Here is a 15,757-nt window from a genome sequence, read left to right as displayed (position 1 = left end):
AACAATTACCTGTGGCGAGGGAGCTTGCTCCCGCTGGGCTGCGCAGCAGCCCCAAACCCATGCGCCGCGGTGCATCAGTTAAACCGCATCTGCTGATCTACGACTGCTGCGCAGTCGAGCGGGAGCAAGCTCCCTCGCCACAAAGGCGACGCGCCAGGCCTCTGGCTAGAGCGCTCGGCCTAACCTCATCCGCTTCTAACAGCGCCGCCCAACCGGGTCGGCGCTTTGTGCTTTGTCTACCCATGGAGACCCTCTGATGCCTGTTCGTCACTGGCAAGCCGTCCTGCTGACCCTCGTCGTTCTATGCGGCCTCGGCGGCTGTAGCGGCAATTACAAATACAACGACAACACCTATCGCCCATTGGGTGATCCGCAGGCGGTCAATCGCGGCAAGTGACCGCAAGGAGTATCACCATGGAACTGGTTTTCGAAATGCTGAACACCAAGCAATTCGTGCCCACGGATTTGTGCCAGAAGACCTTCAAACAGGCCGGTGGCGTGATTGGCCGGGGCGAGGACTGCGACTGGATCATCCCTGACCGCAAGCGTCATCTGTCCAACCACCACGCGTTGATCAGCTACCGCGAAGGCACGTTTTTCCTGACCGATACCAGCAGCAACGGTATCCAGGACAGCGAGAGCGGCGCGCGCCTGCGCAAGGGCGAAGCGATGCGCATCGAGCACGGCAGCGTGTACGTGCTGGGTGATTTCGAGATCCGTGCGCGACTGGTCCGCGATCCGGCGACCTTCGACGTCGAAGTCGGCCGTCCGCAAGCGGCCGGCAGCATCATTCCGGACGATGCGTTCCTCGACCTCGACCCGCTGAACGCTCTCGATCAGCAAGAGCGCGTGTATTCGGAAATCGACGAACTGATCTCCCCGAGCACGACCATTGAGGACACCCGTCAGCGCGCCGACTACGCCCGCATCGACATGGAAAGCCTGATGGTCCCGGAGCTGATCAACGCCCCGGCAGAGCCAGCCCCTGCTCCACCGCCCAAAGCGGTCGAGCGTCAGAGCGAAGGTTTCTGGGAGCACTTCGGCGCGGCGCTGGGTGTGGACCTCAAAGGCCTCGACCACGACGCCCGCGAAGCCATGGCGCTGAACGCTGCGCGCTTGCTCAAGCAGAGCGTCGGCGGGTTGCAGCAGAGCCTGCGCACCCGCAGCGAACTGAAAAACGAACTGCGCCTGGCCCAGACCACGGTGCAAGGCACTCACAAGAACCCGCTGAAATTCGCCGTCGATGCCGGCGAAGCGCTGGGCATTTTGTTGCAGCCGAACAAGCCGGGCCAGATGCCGCCCGAGCAAGCGATCTCCCGTGCGTTCCGTGATTTGCAGGCGCATCAGGTGGCATTGCTGACCGCCAGCCGCGCCGCCGTTCGGGGCACGCTGGAACACTTCTCGCCGCAGCAACTGACCCTGCGTTTCGAGCGCGACAACAAGCCGTTGCTGGCCACGTCCGGCAGCCGCTGGAGAGCCTACGGTCGTTATCACCAGGCCCTGCGCCAGGACGATGACTGGAGCGAGCGCCTGCTGGCTCGCGATTTCGCCCAGGCCTACGAAGAACAGATCCGCCTGATTTCCACCCTTCACACCGACCACCAAGGATGATGCGCATGTCTCGCTGCTCGACCGCTTTTTTCAAGACGCTGACGGCGTTCGCGGCCCTGGTGCTGCTGGCTGGCTGCTCGTCGCTGTCGCCGTATTCCCACGTCACCAAGCTCAACTTGAAGCTCACCGCCAGCGATCAGCTGAACCCGGACCTCAACGGGCGTCCGTCGCCGATCGTCGTGCGCCTGTTCGAGCTCAAGCACCCGGTGACCTTCGAGAACGCTGACTTCTTCAGCCTGTACGAGCGCGCCAAGGAATCTCTGGCCCCGGACCTGGTGGCCAGCGAAGAACTCGAACTGCGCCCGGGCGAAACCGTCGAACTCAAGCTCAGCGTGGAGGAGGGCAGCCGCTACGTCGGCATTCTCGCCGCCTACCGCGACCTGCCGGAAACCAAATGGCGCTATACGGTGCAAATCACCCCGGTGGAAGTCACCGACGCAGACCTGACCCTCGATCAGGCCGGTATTCGCAACAGCAACGAAACGCTCGCCAAGGCGGATGACTGAACATGAATTCCCATAAAGTCATTTGGCAGGAAGGCATGCTGCTGCGTCCGCAGCACTTCCAGCATAACGACCGTTATTACGAGCACCAGATGAAGACCCGCACCCAGTTGCTGGGCAGCTACACCTGGGGCTTCCTCAATCTGGAAATCGATTTGCAGTTCCTCAACATGGGCAAACTGGTGATCAGCCAGGCCTCGGGGATTCTGCCGGACGGCAGTCTGTTCGAGCTCGGCGGCAACACCGAGCCGTTGGCCCTCGACGTGCCGCCGAACACTGGCAACACGCCGATCTACCTGGCACTCCCGTTGGTCACCGGCAATCACATCGAGTCCCGCCGCCCGGAGCAATCCGACGTGCTGGCGCGCTATACCGCGTATGAAGCGGAAGTGGCCGACTCCAACGCCGGCGATGACTCAGCCAGCCAGGTCAGCTGTGGCCGCCCGGACTTCAAACTCTTGCTCGGTGAGCAACAGAGCGACCAGGCTTACGTGAAGCTGAAAATCTGCGACGTGCTCGACACCACGCCCGACGGCGTAATCAGCCTCGACCCGGATTTCGTGCCGACCTACATTCAGGCGCATGCCTCCAGCTACTTGCTGTCGTGCCTGAAAGAAGTGATCAGCATGCTCGGTCACCGTGGCGACACCATCGCCGAGCGCATCCGTTCCAACGGCAAGGTCGGTGGCGCGGAAGTCGGCGACTTCATGATGCTGCAACTGATCAACCGCACCGAACTGCTGCTGCGTCACTACCTCGGCCTGGAGCAGGTTCACCCGGAAGAGTTGTACCGCACGCTGCTGACCATGCTCGGCGACTTGGCAACCTTCTCCAGCGACAGCAAACGCCCGCGTCTGGACAGCCGTTACCAGCACAGCGACCAGGGCGCGAGCTTCCGCAAACTGATGGAAGCGATTCGTCAGGTGCTGTCGATGGTGCTCGAACAGCACGCCATCGAATTGGTGCTGCAAGCGCGTCAGTACGGGATCATTGTCTCGCCGTTGCACGACCACAAACTGCTGGGCTCGGCCTCGTTCGTGCTTGCCGCCAGTGCCAACTGCGACTCTGAAGAGTTGCGCCATCGTTTGCCGGCGCACCTCAAGGTCGGCCCGGTGGAGCGCATCCGCCAACTGGTCAACCTGCACCTGCCGGGGATCAAGGTCAAACCGTTGCCGGTGGCACCACGGCAGATCGCGTTCCACTCCAACAAAACCTATTTCATTCTCGAACTCAGTTCCGAAGACCTGGCACAACTCGAGCGCTCCGGCGGCTTCGCGTTCCACGTGTCCGGCGAATTTGCCGAGCTTGAACTGAAATTCTGGGCCATCAGGAACTGACCGACATGATCAAGGACATGGAACATAACCAGGACGATAAAACCGTCCTGCTCGACCGCCAGGGCCACGGCCCTGCTTCGAGTCCGCTGACAGACTTCGCTGCACCGCCGCGCTTCGAACAGCTTGAAGAACGGATGATTTATGCCGCGCGCCTGCGCCCGGCGGAATCCTTCAACATCAGCCTCAATTCGCTGGTGGCCGCGGCGTCCGATCTGTTGTCGGAAGTGGTGCGCCTCAAGCACAGCGATACCCGCGAAGACATGTACGCGCTCAACGAGCGACTGACCGCCGGGCTGAAACTGTTTGAAGTGCGCGCCCTGCACAACGGCGCCGAAAGCAGCCAGGTGATGGCCGCGCGTTACGTGCTCTGCACCGTGGTCGACGAAGCCGTCGTGACCACGCCGTGGGGCAACGAAAGCGAGTGGTCGCAGATGAGCCTGCTCAGCAGCTTCCACAACGAAACCTTCGGTGGCGAGAAGTTCTTCCAGCTGCTCGATCGCCTGTCGAAAAACCCGGTCAAGCACCTGCCGATGCTGGAGCTGATGTACCTGTGCCTGTCCCTCGGTTTCGAAGGCAAATATCGGGTGCAAGCCCGCGGCATGCTCGAGCTCGAAGGCATCCGCGACGCCTTGTATCGCCAGATCCGTCAGTTGCGCGGCGACGTGCCTCGTGAGTTGTCGCCGCATTGGGAAGGCTTGAACGATCAGCGCCGCAGCCTGGTGCGCATCGTGCCGGCGTGGATGGTGGTGCTGTTCACCGTGGTCTGCCTGGTGGTGATGTATTCGGGTTTCGCCTGGGTATTGGGCGAGCAACGCGAAACCGTTCTGCAACCTTTTCAGCAGCTAGATCCGGCCGCGGTCCAGCCGCAGTCGCAGCCGTAAACAGGGACGTGTGATGAAAAAGTTTTTCAAGAAAGTCGGCGCATTCTTGCGCAAGACCTGGGTCTGGACCTTGCTGGTGGTGCTGTTTGTCGCGCTGCTGGTGTGGTTTGTCGGGCCGCTGCTGGCCGTTGATGACTACAAGTTCTGGGAAGGTTCGACCTCCCGCCTGCTGACCATCAGTGTGCTGTTCCTGATCTGGGGCCTGACCATGGTCTTCGTCAGCTGGCGCGCTGGCGTACGCAAAAAGGCTATCGAAGACACCGAAGACGGCCAGGATCGTATCCGCCGTGAAGAGCTGATCGACGAAGAGCAGAAAGAACTTCGCGTGCGCTTCAAGGATGCGTTGAAAACCCTGAAGACCTCGAGCCTGTATCGCGGTCGCAGCGAACGCTGGCGCAGTGACTTGCCGTGGTACTTGCTGATCGGCCCGCAGGGCAGTGGCAAGACCAGCCTGCTGGACTTCTCGGGCCTTGAGTTTCCGATCAACAAGATCGACCGCAAGCTGACCCGCGACACCCTCGGCACCCGTCATTGCGACTGGTACTTTGCCGACCACGGTGTGCTGATCGACACCGCCGGGCGTTACCTGACCCAGCCGGATGCCGAAGTCGATGGCAGTGCCTGGAGCACCTTGCTCGACCTGCTGCGCAAGCGTCGCCGCAACCGTCCGTTGAACGGCGTGCTGGTGACCATCCCGGTTGAATTGCTGCTGGGCAACACCGAGCAGGACCTCGACACCCTGGCTCGCCAGGTGCGTGCGCGTCTGCAAGACGTGCATCAGAAACTGCATGTCGATGTGCCGGTTTATCTGGTGCTGAGCAAGGCGGACAAGCTGCTCGGTTTCGACGAGTTCTTCGATCAACTGACCCGTGAAGAAAGCGATCAGGTGCTCGGCACCAGCTTCCGCAAAGAGCAGAGCGGCACCGACGTCGCCGTCCTGCGCGCTGAGTTCGAAGAGCTGCTGCGTCGCCTGAACAGCCAGGTGATCATGCGCATGCACCAGGAGCGCGACACCCAGCGCCGTGGCCGCATCCTCGACTTCCCGCATCAACTGGGGCAGATCGGCGAGCGCCTGTGCCTGTTCGTCGACATGGCGTTCACCGGCAACCGCTACCAGCGTGTCAGCCAGTTGCGCGGTTTCTACCTGACCAGCGCTCCGCACCTGACCCAAGAGATGGACCAGACCACCGCCGGCATCGGCGCCAGTCTGGGCATGAGCGCCGGCATGCTGCCGACCTTGCGCAGTGGCCGTTCGCGGTTCATTCACCATTTGCTCAGCCGGGTGATTTTCCCCGAGGCCGATCTGGCGGGTCTGGACAAGCGCGAACGCAGCCGCATCCATTGGGGGCAACGTGCCCTTTACGTGGGCGCACTGGCGGCACTGGCGCTGTTCGGCATGCTCTGGGCCGGCGGTTTCTCCGCCAACTACGAGCGTCTGGAAAACCTGCGCAACCTGGCGACCAACTGGACTCAGCAGCGCTCGGCCCTGACCGCGCGTGATGATTCCATGGCCGTGCTCAAGACCCTCGACACCAGCTATGCGGCGACCCAGGTCTTCCCGAAAAAAGGTGACGTGTCGTACCACGAGCGTGGCGGACTGTACCAAGGTGAAGAGGTCAGCCCGGTGGTCAAGGACGCCTACGAGCGTGAGCTCGAAGCGCAATTGCTGCCGAAGGTTGCGACGCTGCTGGAAGGGCAGATCCGCGCCAACATGAAGGACCGCGAACGCTTGCTCAACAGCCTGCGCGCGTACCTGATGCTGAACATGAAGGATCGTCGCGATGCGGCATGGCTCAAGGATTGGGTCGCCACTGACTGGTCCCAGCGTTACGCCGGCAACACCGCGGTGCAGAACGGTTTGAACACGCACTTCGAGCGTCTGCTCAAGCAGCCGTTTATCTACCCGCTGAACGATCAACTGGTGGCCCAAGCGCGTCAGGTATTGCGCAGCGAGTCGCTGGCCAACGTGGTTTACCGGATGCTGCGCGAGCAGGCCCGCAACCTGCCGGAATACCGTCTGAGCCAACACATCGGTCCGCAGGCTTCGCTGTTTGTCGGCACCGATTACGTGATCCCGGGGTTCTACACCCAGCAGGGTTATCAGCAGTATTTCTCGGTTCAGGGCAGCGCGCTGGTCACCGATATCCTGCGTGACAACTGGGTACTGGGCGAAGGCGCGGGCATCAGCGGCATGGACTTGCGTCGCCTGATGGTCGAACTGGAGCAATTGTACTTCCGCGACTACGCCAACTTCTGGAGTGAAGCGGTCGGCCAGGTTGCCCTGCCACCGATCAATGATGCGGGCGAGGGCGCCGAGCAACTGGCGGGCCTGACTTCGGCCAATTCCCCGGTGTTGCAACTGCTGGTGGAAGTGCGCGAGAACACCCGGTTCCCGGCAGAAGCCGAACCGGCTGAGCAAGCGGCTGAAGCCGCTGGAGCACTGGCCGATCAGAAAGGCAAATTGGGCAAGCTGGGCAAACTGGCGTCTGCCGCAGCGGACCAGGCTTCGGAGATGGCGGCGATCAAAAACCTGCCGGATACCGCGAAGAAATCCCTGCAACGCCGCTTCGAACCGTTGCACCGTCTGCTGGATGACAACAACGGCCCGGCCGCTGATTTGACCCCGGCACTGACGGCGCTCAACGACCTGCAACTGCAACTGGCGAGCCTGGCGCGTGCCAGTTCCCCGGATCAGGCCGCGTTCGAAATGGCCAAGACTCGCATGAGCGGCCAGCGTGATGCGCTGAGCAACTTGCGCAATGCCTCGAACCGTCTGCCGCGTCCGGTCAGCGTGTGGTTCAACGTGCTGGCCGAAGACACCTGGCGTCTGGTGCTGAACGATTCCTACCAGTACCTGAACCAGCGTTATCAGAGCGAGCTGTACAGCTTCTACGGCAAGGCGATCAACAAGCGTTACCCGTTCAGCGCCCACAGCACCAGCGACGTCGCGATCAGCGATTTCCGCGAGTTCTTCAAGGCGCAGGGCATCAACGATCGCTTCTTCGAGACCTACATGCGTCCGTTCGTCAGTGGCGATCCAGGCAATTACCGTCTGCGTTCCATCGACGGTCACAGCATGCCGATCTCCAAGGTCTACCTCGACCAGATGGCCGCGGCCCAAGTGATCCGCCAGAGCTTCTTCTCGGTCAACCCGGCCGAGCCGCAAGTGCAGTTCAAACTGGAGCCGTACACCCTCGACCCGGCTGTCAGCCGTTCCGAGTTCAAGTTTGGCGACAAGACCATCGAATACCGTCACGGCCCGATCGTGCCGGTGTCCTTCAAATGGCCGACCGACGCTGAAGACGGTCGCACCAGCCTGGTCCTCGACAAAATGGCTGGCCGCCCGATCGGCATCGAGAAGAACACCGGCCCGTGGTCGCTGTTCCGTCTGTTCGACCTGATGCAGACCGAGTACCTGAACGGTCGCGACGTGATGGTCCTGAAAGCTGACGTGGGTGGCCTGCGCGCCAATTACCTGCTCAGCAGCCAGCGCACGCCGAACCCGTTCGACATGGGCGTGCTGCGCACCTTCCGTATGCCGGTGCAGCTCTGATGCTGGTTGCCAGTCCCTGGCGCAGCGCTGCGCGTACCGATCCGGGCAAGGTTCGGGCGCGCAACGAAGATGCTTTCCTCGACTGTCCACAGCAGGGGCTGTGGGTGGTCGCGGACGGCATGGGCGGTCATCAGGGTGGCGACATCGCCAGCCAATTGATCGTCGCCAGCCTGGCGGAATTGCCGGTGCAGGACGACTTCGACGAACGACTCAAAGGTATTCGCCAGTGCCTGCACTGGTTGAATCGCCGCTTGGGTCAGGAGTTGACCGTCACCGCCGGGCGCCATGACAGCATCATGGGCAGCACCGTGGTGGCGCTGCTGGTGGAAGGCAATCGAGCGGCCTGTATCTGGGCCGGCGACAGCCGTTGCTACCTGTGGCGCGGCCAGCGTTTGTATCAGCTGTCCAAGGACCATTCGCTGCAACAGCAACTGATCGACGAGCAAAACATGAGCGTCGAGGACGCCCGTGCGCATCCATCGGCCCATGCCCTGACCCGTGCGGTCGGGGCGGCTGATGTGCTGACGCTGGACGTGCTCGAACTCGAGGTCTACCCCGGCGATACGTTTCTGTTGTGCAGCGACGGTTTGTACCAAGGGCTCAGCAGCGATGCCTTGGGCAGCGCCCTGAGCCTGACCGCGCCGCACGTTGCGCTGGAGCGTCTGTTCGACGGCGCCTTGCGTGGCTCGGCCCGGGACAACCTGACTGCCGTGGTGATCCGACAATGACCCAACTCATGCCGCCGCTCGACGACCTGCTGATGACCGACGAGGAAGCCAATAACCTGACTTACTTCGCGTTCGCCAAGTCGCATAAAGCTGAGCCCGCGCTGGCGCCAACCAAGGCCAGCATCGGCGAAATGCCCGACGTGCTCGCAGGCCGTTACCGCATCGAGCGTCTGCTCGGTGCCGGCGGCATGGGCGCGGTTTACCGCGCACGGGACTTGCTGAGCGAACAGTTCGGCGATCCCGACCCTTATATCGCGCTGAAAATCCTCAGCGAAGAATTTGCCGAATCGCCGGACGCCAGCGCCTTGCTCTACAGCGAGTTCGCCCTGATCCGGCGCCTGCGCCACGACAACGTGCTGCGCTTGCACAGCTTTGAAGTGGACACCGATTGCCAGCGCGCCTTCATCACCATGGAACTCATGCGTGGGCTGACCCTGGACAAACTGCTCTGCGAGCGCCCCTTGGGCCTGCCGTGGAAAGAACTGCGCGACATCGCGCTGCCGCTGCTCGACGCGCTGGCCTACGCCCACGCTCGCGGCGTGCTACACGGTGACATGAAACCGAGCAACGTGATGCTCAGCGAAGAAGGCGTGCGCCTGTTCGACTTCGGCCTCGGCCAGGCTGAAGAGGGCATCCTGCCTGGCTTGCCACACCTGAGCCGCGACCGCTTCAACGCCTGGACCCCGGGCTACGCCGCCCCCGAACTGCTTGAAGGCCAACCGCTGTCGGCCAGTGCAGATGTCTACGGCGTGGCCTGCGTGCTCTACGAACTGGCGGGCGGCAAACACCCGTTCCGCCGCTTGCCGTCGACCGAAGCCCGCGACGGCCACCTCGAACGCGAGCTGCACGCTCCAAGGAATCTACCGAAACACTGCTGGCCAGCCCTGCGAACGGCGCTGGCTTTCGATGCGGCCAAGCGCACCATCACCGCCGCCCAACTGCGTGACGCCCTGGGCGCCACTTCGTCTTTGCTGCAACGCTTGCGACTGCGGGCGTAACGGATGACTACCGAACAGGGAGCAAGCAATGTTCAACTCAGCTAACGAAACCCACTTCAGCCTCACTGTTGAAGACTACGTGGGCGACCTGCAAGTGCTGTCGTTCACCGGCACTGAAGGCATCAGCCAGCCGTATCGCTTCGACCTCGAACTGGTCAGCGAAAACCCCGATCTGGACCTGGAAAAACTCCTGCACAAACAGGCGTTCCTGGCGTTCGATCCACAGGGTTCCGGCATCCATGGCCAGATCTACCGCGTCGCCCAGGGCGATGCCGGCAAGCGCCTGACCCGCTACAAAATCTCCCTGGTGCCGCAACTGCAATACCTGCATCACCGCACCAACCAGCGCATCTACCAGCAGATGTCCGCGCCGAAAATCATCGCGCTGATCCTCGACGAGCACGGCATCAAGGGCAACGCGTACAGCTTCCAGCTCAGCCAGCCGTGCCCGGACCGCGACTACTGCGTGCAATACGATGAAACCGACCTGCACTTCGTCCAGCGCCTGTGCGAAGAGGAAGGCATTCACTACCACTTCCAGCACAGCGAGAAAGGTCATCTACTGGTGTTCGGCGACGACCAGACCGTGTTCCCGAAGCTCGGGCAGCCAACCGCGTATGTGCAAGGCAGCGGCATGGTCGCCGACGAGCCCGTCATCAAAGGCTTCAAACTGCGCCTCGAAACCCGCACCGGCCGCGTCACGCGCCGCGACTACGATTTCGAAAAACCACGCCTGCAACTCGAAGCCGCCTACAAACCCGACGGCGAAAGCACCGAGCCGGATCTGGAAGATTACGACTACCCCGGCCGCTTCCTCGACCGCGCGCGCGGCAAATTCCTCAGCCAACGCGCCCTCGAACGCCACCGCGCCGACTACCAACAAGCCGAAGGCCACGGCGACCAGACCAGGCTGATCAGCGGCCACTTCCTGGAAATGTCCGACCACCCGCGCACCGAGTGGAACGACCTCTGGCTACTCACCGAAATCGTCCACGAAGGCAAACAACCGCAAGTCCTCGAAGAGTCCGTGACCAGCGACACCACCGACAACAAAGACGACTTCCACCAGGGCTACCGCAACCGCTTCCTCGCCACCCCATGGAACGTCTTCTACCGCCCCGCGCTGGAACACCCGAAACCCCGCGTCCTCGGCAGCCAGACCGCCATGGTCACCGGGCCCAAGGGCGAAGAGATCCACTGCGATCAGTACGGCCGCATCAAAGTGCAATTCCACTGGGACCGCGAAGGCCAGGCCGACGACAAAACCAGTTGCTGGATGCGCGTGTCTTCGAGCTGGGCCGGGGATCGCTACGGCGCCATCGTCATCCCGCGCATCGGCATGGAAGTGCTCGTCACCTTCCTTGAAGGCGACCCCGATCAGCCGCTGGTGACCGGTTGCCTGTACCACAAGGAAAACCAGGTCCCCTACGAATTGCCGGCGAACAAAACCCGCACCGTGTTCAAAACCCTCAGCTCCCCAGGGGGCGGTGGGTTCAATGAACTGCGGATTGAGGACAAGAAGGGCGCGGAGCAGATCTTCATCCATGCCCAGCGGGATTGGGATGAAAACATTGAGCACGACCAGAAGATTCGCGTCGGCAACGAACGCCACGACACGGTGGTGAAGAACACCTACACCGAGCTGAAAGCCGAAGAACACCGCACCACCATCGCCGACCGCAAGGTTGAAGCGCGGCTGGATGATCACCTGACGATTGGGCAGAACCAGCACGTGAAGCTCGGGACTGCGCAGCTGACGAGTGTCGGGAAAGAGATTCATCTGAAGGCTGGGGCGAAGATTGTTATTGAAGCTGGCAGCGAACTCACCATTTTGGGGGGAGGGAGCTTTATCAAGCTGGATGCTGGCGGGGTGACGGTTGTTGGGCCGGTGGTGAAGATTAATGCGGGTGGTTCGGCGGGGAGCGGGACGGGGATTGGGATTAAGCCGCCGGTGCTGCCGGGGGCTGCGGATAAGGATAAGGCGGGGAGTTTGATGGATCAGGCGTTGGGGAATGCGCCGCCTGAGAAGGTTAAACCGAAGGCTTCTTTTGTGTTTTCTGAGTGATGAGATTCGTGATGACAACAAACAAACACGTAAGGCTGGTGAAGTGGTGCTCCATCGCATTGCTGACCTTAGGTATGCACACTGGTGCCTTTGCCTCGTCGTCCATTGATGCTCAATGTCCGAGCGACAACTTTGCAGAGTTCGTTAAAGTTTTCGCCTCCCAGCCTGAGATACAGAAGGCCTTTATCGCCTCTCCCGTTCAAGAGATTCGAGTGGTTTTCGATGGCGATAAGCCGAAGGTAGTCAAACGTAAACTCAAAGCGCTGGACGCTGCTGAATTGAGCGTACTTGTGCCAGAAAATGCCACTGAATCGAATCTCAACATAAATATCGATTTACCTAACAAAGTGATTGTCCGTGACCAAGTGGGCGGATTTCTGAAAGTTTTCGTCTTCAAACATGACGACTGCTGGGTTCTGAACCGTGTCGAAGATTGGTCGCTTGAAAATGTATTAGATGGTGTGGCTCGAACGGAAAAATTATTGCCCGGTGAGAGAGAGCTGAAAAAAGGTGTGTGGTTTGACCGATTGGCTAATCATGCTTCGCCCGAATCCGGTGTTTATTTGTACGCCGCAGCGCTGGATAGCTATTTAGCCGGAGCGCAACAAGGTTCGCCGCAGGCTGCATTGTCTGCTGCAGGAATTAGTCTTTCTGGACAAGCTCCACGCTTGGATAACGCCAAAATTTTGGATCTTTTGGTTGCTGCTTCAAAAAGCATTCCCAACGCAGGCGTAACACTTGCAAATTTTTACTGCGATGAGGGTGAGTACGACGACAAGCACGTCTGTATCAACCCGCAACAGTCAATGGATACGTTGGAAAATGCCGCGAGTCGGGGCTCAGTAGCTGCACTGAGCCAACTGGGCGAGGTGTATGAAGCCGGCACCGTCGTCCCTGCTGACCTGCCCCGAGCAATGGCGTGTTACCGGGAGGTTCAGAAAACGGATCCTGAGTCCGGTACGCGAGGTGTTGACCACTTGGCGGCCCAAGGCGTCGTCGCAGATAACTCAATTCAATGTCTTAAAGCAGGGAGCATCCGATGAGTACCGGACTACTCGAACAGCGGGCTAACTACCCGCATACCCAATATGAATACGGTCCAGCGAAAGGTTACGCCGATGCCGACGGCGACGGTCGAAAGGAAATCGACTGTTCAGGTCTGTTGTACCGAATGCTGAAGGACGCGGGATATTCAATTCCATACCTTACAACGGGACAGCTGAATGTTGACGTAACCCATTTTGACGTCGTTCCGCTCGCGAATGTCGAGCCTGGTGATATTGCACTGTGGATCAACTTTCATGGGCATACGGGGGTAGTCGAGGACATCAACTCAGTACGTAACGCGGGGAATTTTTTCGGCTCGCAAACTTCTTCTGGTCCGAAATCCGCTAAGTACGGCAACCAGAGCGGTTACTGGCCGATGCCAGAAAAGTTTTTGCGTCCGAAAGCTATATACAGAACGGGTGCGCAACCGGCGCCAGCGGCGGCTCCTACCCCAGCGGGACCTGCCCCCCTGATGAATTTTCAATACCCCTTCCGAAAGGCTGACGGGAAGCAGTTCACTGACGCCGAGGAGATCTACAAAGTACTTGAAGGTGAAACCTCGGGTCACTACCTGTTGGGCAGTAACAAGTTTTGGCATGGCGGCATCCACATTACCAATTCAAGTGCCCCCCAATGTGTACTGAATGAGCCCGTTCGCTGCATGGCAGATGGCGAAGTCGTTGCTTATCGTCTTAACGAAGATTATCTAGAGTCGACTTTCGGCGACAATGAGAAAAAACTGAAGTACTCCAACTCCTTCTGCCTGGTGCGTCACGAATACAAATCGGCGCCGAACGCGGAAGAAGGAGTGAACAAGGGCAAGCAAAACAAGCTGAAATTCTACAGCCTTTACATGCACTTGTTGCCTCATGCTCGTTACCCGCTAGCTCCTGAAGAAACGCCCGCAAAGAAAGTCACCATGAAAGTCGGTGACTTCAATGCCTATCCGACAGTGCCCACGCCCGGTGTCGTCTCGCAGGCCGACGGAAAACTGGTTAATGGCACTCAACTGGAAATTCTCGAAACGGCCGACAGCGGCGAGCTGACTTATGCCAAAGGTAAAATTCTTTCCGGAAGCGTGAAAAAAGGCTCGGCAAAAACCCGTGGCGTTGGAGATGCGGTCTGGTTCGCTTACCTGAAAAATGGAGAGCCCTACAAAAACACCGCTAATACTCAAATCTGGAAGGAACAGTTGCTGCCTGAGCGCCTTCGGCCGAACTATTGGCAAGGCAAGGTTAAAGCGAAGTTGGTGAAGCGCTTGCCGCTATACGACGCGCCTACAAACCCCACTAATGGACAGCCCGCCGGCAGTCCCAAAGGGACTTTGCAACTGAACGTTGGCAGCGTCATCGAGTTCGATAGTAAAGCGGTGTTGAACCTTACCGTCGGCAATCAAACGCTGCGCATGGCCGCTTGCACATTAATGAGTGGTGCGCTTTGGGGGAATGGTGTTGTGCCGCCGACGTTCTGGGCCTGTGTGGAGAACGTACTGCCGAATAAATACGTGAGTTGGGAGACCGTCGCGCCCAGCGAATTCGATAGTGTTGTTGCCACCAGCACCGGCATCAAGGCGGGTGACCCGATCGGCTACTTGGGGCAGACGGAAAATCTCACCAGCGAGCAAGGCACGTCGGACAGTAAATTTCAGGTTCACGTCGAAATATTCACCGCCGAGGCGGAAGTGATAGATTTCCTCAAAAACCTCGCTGGCCTTAAAACAGGTAAGCAGTACCTTCAATTGCCGACCGGAACGGAGCTTAAGAAAGTAGCCCCAGCAACCGGCACGACACCGCTCAAACTTGACCACACAGTCGACCTCGTCAAGGCCCCGGTGATCAAGGTCGGCACGGAAGACTGGTACAACGTTAGCGTCACTGACGACGGTCAACCGGTCAGCGGACTGGTAAAAAAAGCGGGCGCAAAAATCATCACGCAGCACGACTGGGAAAAACTGGGGTTCCAGATTGTTGAAGAAACAAACGCTACCGCGGATGGTTTCCTTGATCCCGAAGATATGCCGCAGTTCTTCAAAGATTTGTTCGCCAAAATTGACACAAACTATGATGGTCAAGTCGATTCAGCTGAGCTCGCGAATGCGTTAAAAAATGCTGAAACGCGTTCACGGTGGTCGAAGCTGATCGCTCATCATCCGACCGAATGGAAGGACAAAGCGGACTCTGCAAAGTGGAGTAAGCTAGATCAGTTATTGGATACCTCCCCGAAGACGTTGAGGCATGAAAAAGAGCGCATTAGCAAGTATGTTTTTTGGGATGAGCTCACGGGAAAGTCGGCTATCAGCTCTAGCTTGATTTGGCATTTTCATCCGATAGCGTTGATTGATAATTTCATGAGTCAATCCGTATACATCGATGTAGAGCGATTCGTTGCAATGTATGCCGAACAGCACGCGTCTTTCCAAGCTGAATCTCCCGCACTTTCAGCAAAATCGAAAGACAATCTCAGGGAAATTATAAAAAATATAAATATATACGTTGATAAAAATAGAGAAATGCTGACGATATATGAATTGTCATATATGTTCGCAACGGCTAGGCATGAGGCATATAATTACACTATCGCCGAATATTTTAGTGCTGCCCCGGAGATCGGTTCGGTTAGTTATTTCGACAAGTATGATCCTGTTCTTGCAGCTAGTGCTGCGCATAGGGAAAGAGCGATAGGTAACGGAAACACCGTCCAAGGTGATGGTTTTAAATACCGCGGGCGTGGCTTGGTGCACTTGACATGGAAAAACAACTATCAAAAAGCCAAAGATTATTTCGGGATAGATTTTGTTGGAAGTCCTGAAGAGGCCGCTGGGTTTAAAAATTCAGTTCCTATTATGATTTGGGGCATGAAAGAGGGCATTTTTACCAATCAAAAATTGGGCGCCTATGTAAATAACACCACCAAGGATTATCAAGGCGCTCGTAAAGTTATCAACGGTTCTGATCAGAAGGTTCTGATCGCGAGTTATGCCACTAAATTTGAAGCAATTTTGAGAGCTACATCCGTAGCGCCGGAGACTCGATAA

General features: G+C 58.8%; 11 protein-coding genes. All 11 read left to right on the top strand.

The features are described 5' to 3' along the window. The first annotated feature begins 256 nt into the window (after positions 1 to 256). Genes RHP74_RS30660 through RHP74_RS30610 form a run of 11 tightly spaced genes read left to right on the top strand, consistent with a single transcriptional unit; the run spans position 257 to position 15,757 of the window. Positions 257 to 397, top strand: a complete 141-nt coding sequence (locus RHP74_RS30660; protein ID WP_007894589.1) for a hypothetical protein — start codon at positions 257 to 259, stop codon at positions 395 to 397. 17 nt (positions 398 to 414) lie between these two features. After that, positions 415 to 1,611, top strand: a complete 1,197-nt coding sequence (gene tagH / locus RHP74_RS30655) for a type VI secretion system-associated FHA domain protein TagH (RefSeq protein WP_077748562.1) — start codon at positions 415 to 417, stop codon at positions 1,609 to 1,611. Between the two features lie 5 nt (positions 1,612 to 1,616). Then, positions 1,617 to 2,117, top strand: coding sequence for a type VI secretion system lipoprotein TssJ (gene tssJ, locus RHP74_RS30650; protein ID WP_010465266.1), 501 nt, complete (start codon positions 1,617 to 1,619; stop codon positions 2,115 to 2,117). 2 nt (positions 2,118 to 2,119) lie between these two features. Continuing rightward, positions 2,120 to 3,451 (top strand): type VI secretion system baseplate subunit TssK, encoded by a 1,332-nt coding sequence (gene tssK, locus RHP74_RS30645; RefSeq protein ID WP_077748563.1) that lies wholly within the window; start codon positions 2,120 to 2,122, stop codon positions 3,449 to 3,451. A gap of 5 nt (positions 3,452 to 3,456) precedes the next feature. Beyond that, positions 3,457 to 4,332: a type IVB secretion system protein IcmH/DotU gene (gene icmH / locus RHP74_RS30640; RefSeq protein WP_010465262.1), complete on the top strand. Its 876-nt coding sequence runs from the start codon at positions 3,457 to 3,459 to the stop codon at positions 4,330 to 4,332. Between the two features lie 13 nt (positions 4,333 to 4,345). Next, entirely contained in the window at positions 4,346 to 7,885 is a 3,540-nt protein-coding gene (tssM, locus tag RHP74_RS30635) for a type VI secretion system membrane subunit TssM (RefSeq protein ID WP_311096916.1), read from the top strand. Next, on the top strand, positions 7,885 to 8,613 hold the full coding sequence (locus RHP74_RS30630) for a serine/threonine-protein phosphatase (RefSeq protein ID WP_311096914.1): 729 nt from the start codon (positions 7,885 to 7,887) through the stop codon (positions 8,611 to 8,613). The genes tssM and RHP74_RS30630 overlap by 1 nt, the downstream gene beginning before the upstream one ends. Continuing rightward, positions 8,610 to 9,611, top strand: a complete 1,002-nt coding sequence (locus RHP74_RS30625; protein ID WP_311096912.1) for a serine/threonine-protein kinase — start codon at positions 8,610 to 8,612, stop codon at positions 9,609 to 9,611. The genes RHP74_RS30630 and RHP74_RS30625 overlap by 4 nt, the downstream gene beginning before the upstream one ends. Before the next feature lie 28 nt (positions 9,612 to 9,639). Beyond that, the gene (locus RHP74_RS30620) at positions 9,640 to 11,676 is read left to right on the top strand and encodes a type VI secretion system tip protein VgrG (protein WP_311096910.1); all 2,037 of its coding nucleotides are present in this window, start codon (positions 9,640 to 9,642) and stop codon (positions 11,674 to 11,676) included. Positions 11,677 to 11,687: 11 nt separating this feature from the next. After that, positions 11,688 to 12,719 (top strand): sel1 repeat family protein, encoded by a 1,032-nt coding sequence (locus RHP74_RS30615; protein ID WP_311096908.1) that lies wholly within the window; start codon positions 11,688 to 11,690, stop codon positions 12,717 to 12,719. Then, complete coding sequence (locus RHP74_RS30610; RefSeq protein ID WP_311096906.1) at positions 12,716 to 15,757, top strand: hypothetical protein; 3,042 nt, start codon at positions 12,716 to 12,718, stop codon at positions 15,755 to 15,757. Before RHP74_RS30615 ends, RHP74_RS30610 begins: the two co-directional genes overlap by 4 nt.

Source organism: Pseudomonas sp. SG20052 (assembly GCF_031766055.1).
Classification (GTDB): Bacteria; Pseudomonadota; Gammaproteobacteria; order Pseudomonadales; family Pseudomonadaceae; genus Aquipseudomonas; species Aquipseudomonas mandelii.
Note: the sequence above shows the minus strand (reverse complement) of the source record. Positions and strands in the feature narration are given on the sequence as shown.

Coding starts and splice junctions, on each gene's coding strand:
- RHP74_RS30660 (WP_007894589.1), top strand. CDS start 257: ATGCCTGTTCGTCACTGGCAAGCCGTCCTGCTGACCCTCGTCGTTCTA.
- tagH (WP_077748562.1), top strand. CDS start 415: ATGGAACTGGTTTTCGAAATGCTGAACACCAAGCAATTCGTGCCCACG.
- tssJ (WP_010465266.1), top strand. CDS start 1,617: ATGTCTCGCTGCTCGACCGCTTTTTTCAAGACGCTGACGGCGTTCGCG.
- tssK (WP_077748563.1), top strand. CDS start 2,120: ATGAATTCCCATAAAGTCATTTGGCAGGAAGGCATGCTGCTGCGTCCG.
- icmH (WP_010465262.1), top strand. CDS start 3,457: ATGATCAAGGACATGGAACATAACCAGGACGATAAAACCGTCCTGCTC.
- tssM (WP_311096916.1), top strand. CDS start 4,346: ATGAAAAAGTTTTTCAAGAAAGTCGGCGCATTCTTGCGCAAGACCTGG.
- RHP74_RS30630 (WP_311096914.1), top strand. CDS start 7,885: ATGCTGGTTGCCAGTCCCTGGCGCAGCGCTGCGCGTACCGATCCGGGC.
- RHP74_RS30625 (WP_311096912.1), top strand. CDS start 8,610: ATGACCCAACTCATGCCGCCGCTCGACGACCTGCTGATGACCGACGAG.
- RHP74_RS30620 (WP_311096910.1), top strand. CDS start 9,640: ATGTTCAACTCAGCTAACGAAACCCACTTCAGCCTCACTGTTGAAGAC.
- RHP74_RS30615 (WP_311096908.1), top strand. CDS start 11,688: ATGACAACAAACAAACACGTAAGGCTGGTGAAGTGGTGCTCCATCGCA.
- RHP74_RS30610 (WP_311096906.1), top strand. CDS start 12,716: ATGAGTACCGGACTACTCGAACAGCGGGCTAACTACCCGCATACCCAA.